Source organism: Pseudomonas sp. UBA1879 (genome assembly GCF_002338065.1).
In the GTDB taxonomy this organism is placed as follows: domain Bacteria; phylum Pseudomonadota; class Gammaproteobacteria; order Pseudomonadales; family Pseudomonadaceae; genus Aquipseudomonas.
Genome location: NZ_DDHJ01000010.1, coordinates 151,005 through 163,528 on the forward strand (window position 1 = coordinate 151,005; position 12,524 = coordinate 163,528).

The following is a 12,524-nucleotide window of genomic DNA, read 5'->3' on the forward strand; positions in this document are numbered from 1 at the left end:
AGGCACGACGGCCGCGAAGGCAGTAAGTCTGGTGATTGGGGTGTGTCTGTAACACCGCCTCGCTGCCGTCTTGCCTCCGGCGTCTCCTACAGGTTTGCGGTGGGTGCAGGATTTTGTCTGGCGCTGAAAACGTCAGTGCAGTCGATGCAAGCCCTATGTCCAACGCTGATCTGTAGGAGCAGCCGGAGGCACGACGGCCGCGAAGGCGGTGGGTCTGGCGATTGGGGTGTGTCTGTAACACCGCTTCGCTGCCGTCGTGCCTCCGGCGTCTCCTACGGGTTTGCGGTAGGTTCAGGATTTTGTCTGGCGCTGAGAACGTCAGTGCGGCCAGTGAGCTGCATGCCCACCGCCGATCCTGTAGGAGCAGCCGGAGGCACGACGGCCGCGAAGGCGCCGGTTCAGTTGAGACCGGTTTCCCGGCACAGATTCCTCCCTTCGAAAAATATCCGGAACCCCCGCACCCCCCGGTGATCTAGTGCTTGCAGCCTATTCGGGAGATCACCATGTTCCAGTTCTTCGAGCACCTCAGCACACGGATCGCGGCGCCTTTTGCCGGGGAAACGAAGCGCAACAGCAAAGTCTGGCACTGCCGCTGCGGACAATCGGTGTTTTTCCGCAACAGCCAGTGCCTGGCCTGCTCGGCGGCATTGGGCTATCTGCCGGAGCAGAGCAAGATCGCAGCACTGGAACCGGGCCCCGATCTGAACACCTGGCGCCTGAGCGAGGAACCGGGTGCCGGGCTGTACCGTCGGTGTGCGAACCTCGACACACCTGCGGCGTGTAACTGGATTTTTCCCGCGCATAACGCCGGAGAGTTCTGCGTGGCCTGTAGCCTCAATCGCACCATTCCCGACCTGTCTGTAGCGGAAAATCCTGAGCGCTGGCTGAAGCTCGAAACCGCCAAGCGGCGCCTCATCGCGCAGTTGATCACTCTAGGACTGCCCGTCATCCCCAAGACCGTGGATGAAGAACGCGGTCTGGCCTTCGAATTCCTCGGCGTCGACTTGCAGGGCAACTTGCCCACCACCGGGCACGCCAATGGCTTGATCACCTTGAACGTTGAAGAAGCCGACGACGCGATTCGTGAGAAAGTTCGGGTACAGATGCACGAACCCTACCGCACGCTGCTGGGGCATTTCCGTCATGAAGTCGGGCATTACTACTGGGATCGGTTGATCGCCAACACCTACTGGCAGGACGGTTTCCGTCACCTGTTCGGCGATGACCGCGCCAGCTACGCCGATGCCCTCGATCACCACTATCAACACGGCGCCCCGGCAGACTGGCAGCAACATTACGTCAGCGCCTACGCCACCATGCACCCATGGGAAGACTGGGCCGAGACCTGGGCGCATTACCTTCACATGATGGACGCCGTCGACACAGCACTCAGCCTGGGCATGAGTGCGCGGGACATGGACCTCGATTATCAGCCGTTCGAGCTGAACACCCTCTACGATCCGCAACACCCCGGCGGGCCGTCCTTCCTTGCATTCGTCAATGCGTGGATCGAATTGGCAGGCATGCTCAACGAACTGTCCCGCGCCATGGGACAGCCGGATTTTTACCCGTTCGTGCTGCCCCCTGCGGTGATCACCAAGCTGCATTTCATCCATCTGGTCATCCAGGGCGCGGGCGGCAAGGCAGATGAAGTGCTTCAGGTGCAGTGATCCCTTCAACTGAATAGGGCCTTGGGAGCGGAATTTTGCGCTGGCGGTCGCATTGCCACCGCCGGTCTAAGAATGCCTGCATGCCTCTGAATCTAATGCTACTTTCCCCTGCAATATCGTTTTGATACTAGTGGCACAGAGCAGTTGCAAAGGGATTCGCATATGGCCAATAGCGCTCCAACCCCGTTGAACGAAGCCTCGCGGCTCTCCCGGATCCTGCACATGGGGCTGATTGATTCGGGCGCGGATGAAGTGTTGGATCACATCATCGGCATGGTCACCCATTATTTCCAGGTGCCCATCGCGCTGGTCTCCATTGTCAGCGAACATCGCCAATGGTTTCGCGCGGGGACGGGCCTCGCCGAACGCGAGACGCCACGGGAAATATCCTTCTGCGCCTATTCGATCCTGTCCAATGAGGTGTTTCAGGTCCCGGACGCGCAGCTCGACGAACGTTTCCGTGAAAACCCGCTGGTGACAGGGGAGCCCTTTGTGCGCTTCTACGCGGGTGTGCCGCTGGTGACCGCTGACGGCCTGGCCCTCGGCACCCTGTGCATTATCGACAACGCCACCCGGTCGCCGCTGGACGCGCGCGACATCGCCATGTTCGAAATGTACGGACAGTTGGTGATGAAGCGCCTGAACAACCTGCGCAAGGACAGCTATGTCGATCACCCTACCGGGCTGTTCAATCGACTGCGCCTGGAAGAAGACATCATTGCGTTGGCCAATCGGGAGGACCACGCGCTGGTGGCCCTGGACATGGTCAATCCGGTATTTCTCGACAGCATCATCAAGGCGCTGGGCTACAGCTTCGCTCAGGAATTGGTGCGCTGCATGATCGACAGCTGCCGTGAGCAATTGCCCCCCGACACCGCGCTGTACAAGGTCAGCCCCACGCGCATCGCGCTGCTGACCCGCCACGACGGGCCGGAGCAGGCCGAGCAGCTGTTCCGCAAACTGATCAAGCATTTCCAGCGCCCGCTGGTGTGTCGCAACATCCCGATTCAGATGGACCTCGGCATCGGCGTACTTCCTTTGGGGCTGGGTCGCACCGATGAGAAAGACTGGATACGCCTGGTGGTCAGCGCTGCGGATGAAGCGCGGGGCAAGGCCACCGGCTGGCGCTGGTACGAACCGCACCTCGACTTCGCACAGCAGCGCGCGTTTCTGTTGCTCGCGTCACTGGCCGATGCAGTGCGCAGCCCCGATCAGTTGTCGTTGGTGTTCCAGCCGAGGATGGAAGTGAGCACCGGGCGTATCGTCACCGTGGAGGCGCTGTTGCGTTGGCAGCATCCGGTGCTGGGGCCGATCAGCCCGGTCGAATTCATTCCGCTGGCCGAAAAGACTGCGTTGATTCGCTCCCTCAGCCTGTGGGTCTTGCGCCACGCCGTCGAGCAAGCGCGGACCTGGCAACGGCAGGGCTATGCGTTCAAGGTCGCGATGAACGTGTCTGCCATCGACCTTGCGAACTCGCAATTCAGTGACGCGCTGTTCGAACAGTTGTCCATCAGCGAACTGGACCCCGGTCGCTTCGAACTGGAATTCACCGAAAGCGCGTTGTGCGACAACCCCGACATCACCCGGCAGCAACTGGAACGCCTTCGTGCGCTGGACATCGACATCGCCATCGACGATTTCGGCACTGGCTACAGCAACTGGACCTACCTGCGCCAATTGCCCGCCACCACCGTCAAGCTCGACAAGTCGCTGGTGGAGAACCTGGACGCCAATGAAAAGGATCGGCGCCTCGTCGAAGCCATCGTCGACCTTGCCCGACGCTTGGGCTATCGCGTCGTCGCAGAGGGCGCCGAGACCGAAGACGTCTACGAAGTCCTTTGCCAGCTCGGCTGCCACGAGGTGCAGGGTTTCCTCGTCGCCCGCCCTATGACCGCAAGCGCGCTGGAACACTGGATGAACGGCGAGCGCAATAACAAAGTCCGGCAACTGCGCGCGTTGTCACATTGAGTAGGAGCGGTATGAATATCAAGGCAGGTGGCGACTCATCAGCCGTTCGCCGCCTGCAGCGTCCGCCGGTTCGTCACTGAAGACCCAACCCCACGCGCGATACAGCGCCAACGCGCGATGGTTGTCAGGAGCGACGGCCAGCATCAATCGCTCGACGTCTGGCCACAGGCCCAGCGCTAATGCCGGCAGCTCGCCCATGCAGACCGCGCCCAACCCCAGGCCCTGATAGCGCCGATCGATCATCAGCCCATGCAACGTCGCCGTTCTGCCGCGCGCCCATTGCGGCAACAACGACCGGCGTTTGAGCAAAAAGAACCCCCTCGGCATGTCATCCACCAGCAGCGCGAAGCCCTGAATGTCGGACGAAGGGCGAGCGGTCAGCGCGTGCAGCACCCCGTGGATGTCACCCACGCTGCGTTTCTGCTCATCCGCCAGCTCGATCTGCAAAACCTGCTGGCGCTGCTCGGCGGACAGCGCCTCGTATGTCGTTACCCGGTTTTTCATGACGCCACCTTGCAAGGTCGACGCGCACAAGTCCAGCGTGCACGCGCGTTGTTCGGGTGTTGCGACGTTCAGCGTCACGCCCCGGTGATTGCCGGACACAAGTGCTTGAGCGACCACGGATTTTTTATCTGAAACCAAAGGTTGTAACTTCGCGCCAGACCGGTACAATGGCGCGGCTCGCCGACTGGCGAGTGTCGTTATGGTGACCCCATCGGTCCCCCCGCAACGATTACCCGTTAACCTGGTCAGGCCCGGAAGGGAGCAGCCACAGCGGGAACATTGTGTGCCGGGGTGTGGCTGGTGGGGTTGCCTCCTAACGAAACCTCATTGCCCTCCAATGAGTTGCCCCCCCCCTGAAACTGAATGCTTAGCACTGACACGCTGATGATGCGTGACTGACTGCGGCTGCTCAACACTCATCCCATTCCGGTCCGCCCTTCAGCGTCTGAAGCAGATGGTCAACGAAGCTGCGTAGCGTGGATGGCAGGTATTGGGCTGTCGGGTAAACCGCGTGGATCTTCACGTCGTTGGATGTGAAATCAGGCAGCAGTTGAATGAGCGATCCCGCTTTCAAATGTGGACCGGATAGGCATGTGGAGCCTTAGGCGATGGCCAGTCCTCCCCAGGCTGTGCGGCCAAGGCCGATGGGAACGGGTTATCCCTCGATTGCGCCTGCGCGTTCGGCCTTGGTGACGAACAGTGGCATACTCCCGTGCCTGGCATCGTGAGGTAAGGCAGTGGACAAGATTGACGACGAGACCCGGATCAAACTCCGCGAATGGCAGATGCGTCGCCTGGCACTCAAGGACCGGATGCAGTCGCACCCCGAGCAGACGCTGGAGTTGTCGAAGGTGCTGGACTTGATGGACGAGGAGCATGCGGCGATTCTGGCGGGTGCGACCCGCGTGCCGTCGGCATCTGAGCCTGAACTCGAGTCTGAGCCAGCGCAGGCACCCGCCGCTGTTCCACCGAAATTGACCGATGACACGCTTGCACCCGCCTTCGACCTGACCCTGCGCGTCACCGCTCACTCCCGCGAGGGCTTGCGCAAGCTGCTGGAGATGGCCGTTTACGAACTGCGCGAGGAGGTCGATAACGCGGCCACCGACGCCCCACGAACCTGCCCCGGCGGCATGTCCGGCACGTTGGGCGACTATGAATACACGCTCGACATCAACCGCCTTCCCAAGCTCTGAGACGCCATGCAACCGGAACATTCCGATTTATCCACGCCGGTCTTTTTGCCTGTCACGTCGGTGACCTGTGAAGCGCTGAAAACCGACGGCGCTGACCTGCTCGACACCCTGACCGACCCGGAACTGGCCGCTGTGCTGGTCATCCAGAACCTGGCGCAGATGAGCGAACACGACCTGAGCAGCGCGGCGGCGGAGAATATTCTGGCGCGGCTCATCGCGTGGTCTGTCACCCATCAGCAGACGACAGGCATGGGGCTGCTGTCGGAGGCGCGTCGTTTGTTCGACCCGCGCAAGCTGTATTTCGGGCTGGAGGCGATCAAGGGCCTGAACCTGCGCCTGCTGTTGGCCGAGGAAGTGGCGGCGCGGGAGTACCTGCTGCCCGATGGGCAATGGGACGTCGAGTACAAAGTGCGCCATCATCGCAACCACGACCCGTTCAGTCAGCAGATGGTCACGCCGCGTTTTCGCGAACGCTGGTTGAGTGCCGCGCAGGACAAGCTGGTCCGAACCTTTCGCGCCAATCTCGATGAAGACCTGCATGTGCAAGGCTACGCCGGCATCGGTAAAAGTCATTTGCTCGGCGTGCTGATCGAGTGCCTGCGGCCTGAGAAAACGCTGTTGCTGGCGCGCACGCCGGCCAAGCTGAACACCCTTCGCGAGCGGCTGAAGCATGGCAAGGGCAAGGCGCCCGGCTCAACCTTCAAAGCCTTCGCCCAAGCCTTGCTGCGCGGCCCGCGATTCCAGCCCGAACGCGCGCCGGCCAAAGGCCCCACCCGACAGGCCCTGGCGCGTGATTTGAACATCCTGGGTTTTCGCAACCACGGGGCGCAGGCGACACTCGACATCTGCCTGAAGGTATTGGAGCTGTACTGCCAATCGTGGGATCGCAGCCTGTCGAGCAAGCATCTGCCGCATTTCAATCAGCCACTCAGCGGCCTGGAGCTTCAGGTGTTGCTGGAATACGCCAGTCGGCTCTGGGTCTGGCTGGAAGCGCACCCGGCCTGGGCAAGTCAAAGCGGATTCGAGGCGTTGTGGATGATCAAGCGGGCGAATCTGGACGGCTGCGTGTTGCCCGATCGGTACACCCATGTGCTGATCGACGAGAGTCAGGATATTCCGCCGTCGTTGCTGCAGATCATCGAGCGGGGTCGGCAGGTGCTGATCACCCTCGGCGACGAGTATCAGCAGGCGGGGAGGGTGATGGTCAAGCGCGAGCGCAAGGTGCGGCAGACCGACATCAGCTATTCCATGCGTTCGGGGCGCAACGTCGAGCGGCTGGTCAATCCGCTGATCTATCAGCATTCGGAGAAGGGTAAAGTGCCGTTCGAAGGCACTCGCGACGCCGACGTCACGATTGTCGAGTATCCACAAGGGTTCGTGCCGCCCGAGCGATGCGTGATCTTGACCGCCTCGCCTTGGGACACGATGCGCTGGGCCATCGAGTTGCACGGCGCCAACAGCCCTTTCGGGTATCCGGATGACGCAACGCGGCGCAGTTTCGAACACTTCATGACCACGGCCGTAGGTTTGTCGGACCCGGATTTCTATGCGCCGGAACGCAGCGCTGAAGGCCTGCATCCTTACTTTGCCGACCTGCCCGACTGGGCGCAGGTGCATGCGGCCAACCGGTTCGACGAATCGTTTTTGCAGGTCGAAGCTCTGCTCAGGAACAAAGACTTCCGCATGGCGGACGTCACTCGCTTGAGTCGCCTGGCAGGCGATCCCGACAAGCGCTGCCTGCTGATGCAGGCCGATGAGGCGGGGGGCATGGAGTTCGATGAAGTGCTGCTGACGCCGGAATTGCTGACCAACGTGCAATTCAGGGACGCCTACTCGTTCGATAAACGCATCTGCGCGTTGTACATCGCCATTTCGCGGGCCAAGCGCCAGTTGTATGTGCCTTACGATGTGGTTGAGTGGATCGAGTACCACCAGTACCAGAAATACCGCGAGTCCCACGGTTACTAAGGGGGTGTTCCTGTTAACGGCAGTAGCGGTGTCGCGTCGCACCACTGGCTCGGTCACTGGCGAACTGCTTTCCGGCGGGCGTGCGCTCGGCCACCACGCAGCCATCCTTGACCGATACAGCGGCATAGCCCTGATCCCGCAGGTACAGCAGTGCAGTGAAGTCCAGCGGGTTAACGCGCGACGCCACTTCATCCGTCAAGGTCGCGAGCAAGCTGAGAGCCAGGGATTCAAGCCGCATCGGGGGTTGCCTCTGGGTGCGTGTGAGTTAGTGGCTATTTGTCACCACGGCTCAAACCAGAGTTCCATTTATTTGTGATGCCGCTTTGAAAAGCGCCCGACTTTGCATTCGGACGCTTTTCTGAAGGTCGGGCGACGGGAACGGCAGACGCTTTCAGTCATTTCGCCACTGCCGTAGTGACCCCATGGTCAGCGTCGTGAACCGGCGCTGCAACTGCGGTCCGGTCTGCAGGGCATCGCGCAGCAGCGGCTCGGCCGCGCCTGTCTCGGGACGTGCGCCGGTGATAAACGATTCGGGCAAACCGATTAATCGAGCAGGGTTTGATCTGGCGCAATACATCGCGCCAGATTGACCTCGGTCGCATCCATAATGCGTGGCAAATCAAAGAAATCTGCCCGGTTTTTAGGTCAATACGATAGTCTTCGCACCATTGTCGAAACGGACACCTGGATTGGAAGGCTATAGATGGCGCCTGATGACTATCTCGTAATGAGCAGCGCGGAATGGGCGGGGCTTCGCGCCAGTACGCCACTGACGTTGTCCGAAGACGATCTGGCGGCATTACGGGGTGTAAACGAAGATATTTCCCTGGAAGATGTCGCCAATATCTATCTTCCTTTGTCTCGCTTGATCAATTTGCACGTCAACGCGGCCCGCAGTCTGGCCAGCATCAAAGACACGTTTCTCGGTCGTCCGGCGAAAAAGCAGACGTACGTGGTCGCCGTCGCAGGCAGCGTGGCGGTTGGCAAGAGCACGTTTGCCCGCGTGTTGCAGGCGCTGATGGCCCGCTGGCCGGATCATCCGCGCGTCGATCTGGTGACGACCGACGGCTTTCTCTACCCCAACGCCAAGCTGGCGGCCGGGGACATCATGCACCGCAAGGGCTTTCCGGAAAGCTACGACCGCAAACGCATGGTCACATTTCTCTCCGACCTCAAGGCGGGTGTTCCGGCGATTAGCGCGCCGGTGTATTCGCACATCAGTTACGACATCGTGCCGGATAAATTCCTGCAGATCAGCCAGCCGGACATTCTGATTTTCGAGGGGCTCAACGTCTTGCAGACCGAGGGCAACGACGGTCAGAAACCGGGCAGCATCGTGTCGGACTTTTTCGACTTTTCGATTTATCTCGACGCCGATGAGCGCGACATCGAACGCTGGTACGTCGAGCGCTTTTTGATGCTGCAGCAAACTGCGTTTCGCGCGCGTGGTGCCTACTTCCGCGAGCTGGCCGACTTGCCTCCGGAGAAGTCCCCGGACGCAGCGCGCAAGATCTGGCGCGACATCAACCGACCGAACCTACTGGAAAATATCTTGCCGACCCGCGAGCGAGCCAGCCTGGTGGTGCGTAAGGCGGCGGATCATTCGGTCAAGGAATTGTGGCTGCGTTGATGTTTAAATCCACGCTGTTCGCCTCGGCGCTGTTCGCCCTGAGCGTCAGTGCCTCAGCGCTGGCGGACGGCAACAAGCTGCTGCTCGAATGCCAGGACGGCATTACCAGCATGAGCGGCGGCGCGGCGAAAAATCCGGTGGGGATTGGTCATTGTGTGGGCGTGCTGCAAGCGACCATGGACACGCTTGACCTGGTCCACGAAGCGGGTGGCACGCCGAAGCTGGTGTGCGTGCCCGAAGGCGGAATCCCGATGATTCAGTCGATGCGCATCGTTGTTCAGTCGCTCGCAGAACACCCGCAGAGCCTGCACTTGAACGAGTCCGTTCTGGTCACCGCCGCGCTGAAAAACGCCTTCCCTTGCGAATAAACGTCATGCCCCGCGCGTAAATCCCGTCAGCGTCTAAAGTGGATGGGCCGGTCGGGTTTTACTGGCGAATCCTCCTACGTTTTCAAACGCACCTTCGGGCGACGTGATGGTGCGTTTCTGTCCCGCTTGGAAATGAAAGGACACTGACCATGCGTATCAATGCCTTGATTGTTGTGCTGTTGACCGGGCTGGTCGCGGCAACGTTCGGTTTCGGAATCTACCTGTTCGCTCAGTTGGTGCCAGACATGCGCGCCAGTCTGGGCTTCGATATTTCCTACGTCGGCACGCTGACTGCCGCCGGGCAGTTCGGCTATCTGACGTGCGCGTTGGTGGCAGCGTGGCTAACGGCTCGACTGGGCGGAGGCTGGGTGATTTTCGGCTCAGGGGTCGTGTGCGCCGTGGCCTTGATCGGGCTTTCACTGGCCCAGAATGTGCTGCTGATCGGCGTCCTGCTGACGCTCTTGGCAGGGACGGCAGCCACGGTGTTCGTGCCCATGGTCGACGTCATTTCCCGCACCGTCGCCTTCAAGTACCGCGGCATGGCCATGGGACTGGTGTCCAGCGGCACCAGTTATGGGGTGTTCATCAACAGCCTGTTGGTGCCGCTTTACGCGCCTCAAGGCGAATGGCGCACCGTGTGGTGGATGGTCGGGCTGATCACGGCCGTGATAGCGATCGGTGTGCTGTTCGTATTCAAACGTGCGCGGCTGTTCGCCGACGCGTCCGACGTCAACCCGTCCGAGCCCCGAGTGTTGGGGGATCCCACGGCGAAGGTGAGTAAGGCGGCGATGATGCAGCCTTGGGTGCTGATGGTCTGGGCGATGAATTTCCTGCTCGGTTTCTCGACCTTTCCGTTTCAGAACTACCTGTCGTCCTACCTGCGCACCGAACTGCAATTCGACGTGACCTACACCGCGCAAATCTGGGCCAGCATCGGTTTTGTCGGCATGTTCGCGGGGCTGGCGGTGGGTGGGCTGTCAGACCGTATCGGCCTGCGTATCACCATGATGCTGGTCTACCTGTGCGTGGGGCTGGCCTCGCTGATACTGGTCGTGCACCCGGCAGGCTACTGGCCATTGGTGGCGGGCGTGCTGTTCGCCATCGCGTTCTATCCCATTTTTGGTCTGATCCCGGCGTACGTCTCGAAAATGGCCGGAAGTGCTGCGTTGGCGGTGACCCTATTCGGCGTGGCAAATATCATGCAGGGCGTGGGCGGCATGCTCGGCAACTTCAGTGGCGGCGTGCTGGCGAGTGTGACGGGGTCGTTCATGGGGTTGTATGTGGCGATCGGGCTGGTGGCGCTGGTGATGGCAGGGCTGGCGTTGCGCTTGCCAAAGGAGGGCGATGAGACCCCGCGGGCCACCGTGGTGGATGCCGTGAATGGCTAAGGCTTGTTCATCAGCGGCCCTTCGGTCGTTTTGAATCTGTGCCGTTCGGCAATGGCGGCGCCGAAGGGGTGGAAGAGGGGTCGGGTTTCTCTTCCACCGCGTCGGGAAAGGGTTCGCGCGCTTTTCTTGCACGTTCGGAATATTCACGGTAATCGGTCTTGAATTTCCCCTGCTCTGACTCCGTGCTCATGGTGTCTCTCGTGATCGCTGACCTTCCTTATAAAGGTAGCGGCGTGCACGGGGTCAGTTAGACAGATTCGCGATGATCCGCGTCGCGATGGGCTCGGGCGTTATAAATCCACGCGCCCCACCACGCACGGCTGCACATCCCCGCCGACCCAGATCCGCTCGCCGATCTGCTCCACGTAAATCCGCCCTTTATGCCCAATCACCGTGCCCTGCCGAGCGGTGTAGCGATGGGGCGCCAGTCCCGCGCCGATCAGCCACTGCGCCAGGCTGGCATTGAGGCTGCCGGTCACCGGATCTTCGGCGTTGAGGTCGCCGGTGAGGGCGCGCACTTCGAAATCGGCTTCGGCGTCAGGCCCAGACCACGGCGCAACCATACCGACGTTCAAGCCTTGAAGTGCGGGGTAGTCAGGGCGGATCGCCAGCAGTTCGTCGCGGCTTTCCAGCAGGATGGCCACCCAGCCCGGGCCGTTGTCCGCCCATTGACTGGCGACGATGCGCTCAGGCGTTATGCGCAAGCCCGCGGCAAGGGTGGCCAATACCTCGGCTTCGACCGGGCCGCTGCGCAGCAAGGGTGGGGCCGCGAAGGCCAGGCGTGAACCTTCGCGACGCAGCCGGACCAGACCCGCGCCGCATTCCTGCACGACTTCATCACCCTTCGGAATACCGCCGTTGTCGAGCCAGACGAAACAGCTGCCCAAGGTCGGGTGCCCCGCGAAGGGCAGTTCACGGGTGGTGGTGAAAATGCGCACGCGGTAGTCGGCGTCAGGGTGGGTCGGGCGCAGCAGGAACGTGGTTTCGCTGAGGTTGGTCCAGCGGGCGAATGCAGCCATTTGCGCATCGCTGACGCCATCGGCAGCGATCACCACGGCCAGGGGATTGCCTTCGGTGGCGGCGCTGGAAAAGACATCGACCTGCTGAAAATTCAGTGGCTGGGGCACGGCACTCTCCTGTGCAATACGGTGGGCGCGTCCACTCTAGGCAGGAGCGACCACACTGTACAGGCACAGATGCACGCGCATTCTCGGCCGATGTGTGTGGTCTGCATAGACGTCATCCGGCCAGTTCGCGGCCCGATAACCAGGCGGCCACATCGAACGAGGGACAGGCCTTGATGAACTCATCGGGGCTGATGACGCCGTCGCCATTGCGGTCCGGTGACAGGTCTCGATGGCCCAGAATGCGGGCGTCGGGGTAGAGTTTGCGCAGGTCGTCCAGCAGTTGTCCCAAGGCGGCGAATTGCGCGGCGGTGAAGGTGTTGGCGGGTTTGCCGCCTGCGTCCAGGCCGCCGGCCACGCATATGCCGATCGAGCGTGAATTATGGCCTTTGACGTGGGCGCCGACGGCTGTCTCCGGGCGACCGGTTTCCACGGTGCCGTTGCGGCGGATGACGTAGTGGTAGCCCACCGTATCGAAGCCACGCTGGACGTGCCAGTGGGTGATCTCTTTCACGCCGATGTCGTGCGTGGGACGAGTCGCCGAGCAGTGGACCACCAGCAGATCGGTGGCCGTACGAAAGGTTGGTTTGTAAAGGGAGGGTGGGGCGTTCATGGTATTGCTTCCTTGCAAGGTCAATAGGAACCTCGAAGAAATACGCAAGTAGGGCGAGGGTCAACCACGCAAACGTTGCAGAACGTCTCTACGAC

At 61.2% G+C, this 12,524-nt stretch carries 12 protein-coding genes and 1 other RNA gene; 8 read left to right on the forward strand and 5 right to left on the reverse strand.

Annotated features, from left to right (window positions below; translation table 11 throughout):
* Positions 1-503: 503 nt before the first annotated feature.
* Together B3N48_RS09930 and B3N48_RS09935 are read left to right on the forward strand one after the other, a co-directional pair.
* Complete coding sequence (locus B3N48_RS09930; protein ID WP_296182753.1) at positions 504-1,670, forward strand: zinc-binding metallopeptidase family protein; 1,167 nt, start codon at positions 504-506, stop codon at positions 1,668-1,670.
* A gap of 162 nt (positions 1,671-1,832) precedes the next feature.
* The gene (locus B3N48_RS09935) at positions 1,833-3,638 is read left to right on the forward strand and encodes a putative bifunctional diguanylate cyclase/phosphodiesterase (RefSeq protein ID WP_296182755.1); all 1,806 of its coding nucleotides are present in this window, start codon (positions 1,833-1,835) and stop codon (positions 3,636-3,638) included.
* 18 nt (positions 3,639-3,656) lie between these two features.
* Here B3N48_RS09935 and B3N48_RS09940 read toward each other — a convergent pair whose 3' ends face one another.
* Positions 3,657-4,142: a GNAT family N-acetyltransferase gene (locus B3N48_RS09940; protein WP_296182758.1), complete on the reverse strand. Its 486-nt coding sequence runs from the start codon at positions 4,140-4,142 to the stop codon at positions 3,657-3,659.
* Positions 4,143-4,351: 209 nt separating this feature from the next.
* Here B3N48_RS09940 and ffs point away from each other — a divergent pair.
* The 3 genes from ffs to B3N48_RS09955 all read left to right on the forward strand — a co-directional run bounded on the left by ffs (position 4,352) and on the right by B3N48_RS09955 (position 7,306).
* Positions 4,352-4,448, forward strand: an RNA gene (ffs, locus tag B3N48_RS09945) — signal recognition particle sRNA small type.
* Between the two features lie 431 nt (positions 4,449-4,879).
* A complete protein-coding gene (locus tag B3N48_RS09950) occupies positions 4,880-5,338 on the forward strand; it encodes a hypothetical protein (protein ID WP_296182790.1) in 459 nt (152 codons plus the stop codon).
* A 6-nt stretch (positions 5,339-5,344) separates the two neighbouring features.
* Positions 5,345-7,306 carry a hypothetical protein gene (locus B3N48_RS09955; RefSeq protein WP_296182793.1) on the forward strand — a complete coding sequence of 654 codons (1,962 nt, stop codon included), beginning with the start codon at positions 5,345-5,347 and terminating at the stop codon, positions 7,304-7,306.
* Between the two features lie 13 nt (positions 7,307-7,319).
* Here B3N48_RS09955 and B3N48_RS09960 read toward each other — a convergent pair whose 3' ends face one another.
* Positions 7,320-7,544, reverse strand: coding sequence for a hypothetical protein (locus tag B3N48_RS09960; protein ID WP_296182795.1), 225 nt, complete (start codon positions 7,542-7,544; stop codon positions 7,320-7,322).
* Between the two features lie 465 nt (positions 7,545-8,009).
* Between B3N48_RS09960 and coaA the strand changes: the two genes are divergently transcribed.
* From coaA to B3N48_RS09975, 3 genes are all read left to right on the forward strand, one after another.
* Positions 8,010-8,936: a type I pantothenate kinase gene (coaA, locus tag B3N48_RS09965; protein ID WP_349677024.1), complete on the forward strand. Its 927-nt coding sequence runs from the start codon at positions 8,010-8,012 to the stop codon at positions 8,934-8,936.
* On the forward strand, positions 8,936-9,304 hold the full coding sequence (locus tag B3N48_RS09970; protein ID WP_296182800.1) for a Rap1a/Tai family immunity protein: 369 nt from the start codon (positions 8,936-8,938) through the stop codon (positions 9,302-9,304). The genes coaA and B3N48_RS09970 overlap by 1 nt, the downstream gene beginning before the upstream one ends.
* 149 nt (positions 9,305-9,453) lie before the next feature.
* A complete protein-coding gene (locus B3N48_RS09975; RefSeq protein ID WP_296182803.1) occupies positions 9,454-10,692 on the forward strand; it encodes an MFS transporter in 1,239 nt (412 codons plus the stop codon).
* A gap of 10 nt (positions 10,693-10,702) precedes the next feature.
* Here B3N48_RS09975 and B3N48_RS09980 read toward each other — a convergent pair whose 3' ends face one another.
* The 3 genes from B3N48_RS09980 to B3N48_RS09990 all read right to left on the reverse strand — a co-directional run bounded on the left by B3N48_RS09980 (position 10,703) and on the right by B3N48_RS09990 (position 12,429).
* On the reverse strand, positions 10,703-10,882 hold the full coding sequence (locus B3N48_RS09980) for a hypothetical protein (protein ID WP_296182806.1): 180 nt from the start codon (positions 10,880-10,882) through the stop codon (positions 10,703-10,705).
* Positions 10,883-10,982: 100 nt separating this feature from the next.
* Entirely contained in the window at positions 10,983-11,819 is an 837-nt protein-coding gene (locus B3N48_RS09985; protein ID WP_296182808.1) for a PhzF family phenazine biosynthesis protein, read from the reverse strand.
* A 112-nt stretch (positions 11,820-11,931) separates the two neighbouring features.
* Positions 11,932-12,429, reverse strand: coding sequence for an N-acetylmuramoyl-L-alanine amidase (locus B3N48_RS09990; RefSeq protein WP_296182811.1), 498 nt, complete (start codon positions 12,427-12,429; stop codon positions 11,932-11,934).
* Positions 12,430-12,524 lie beyond the last annotated feature (95 nt).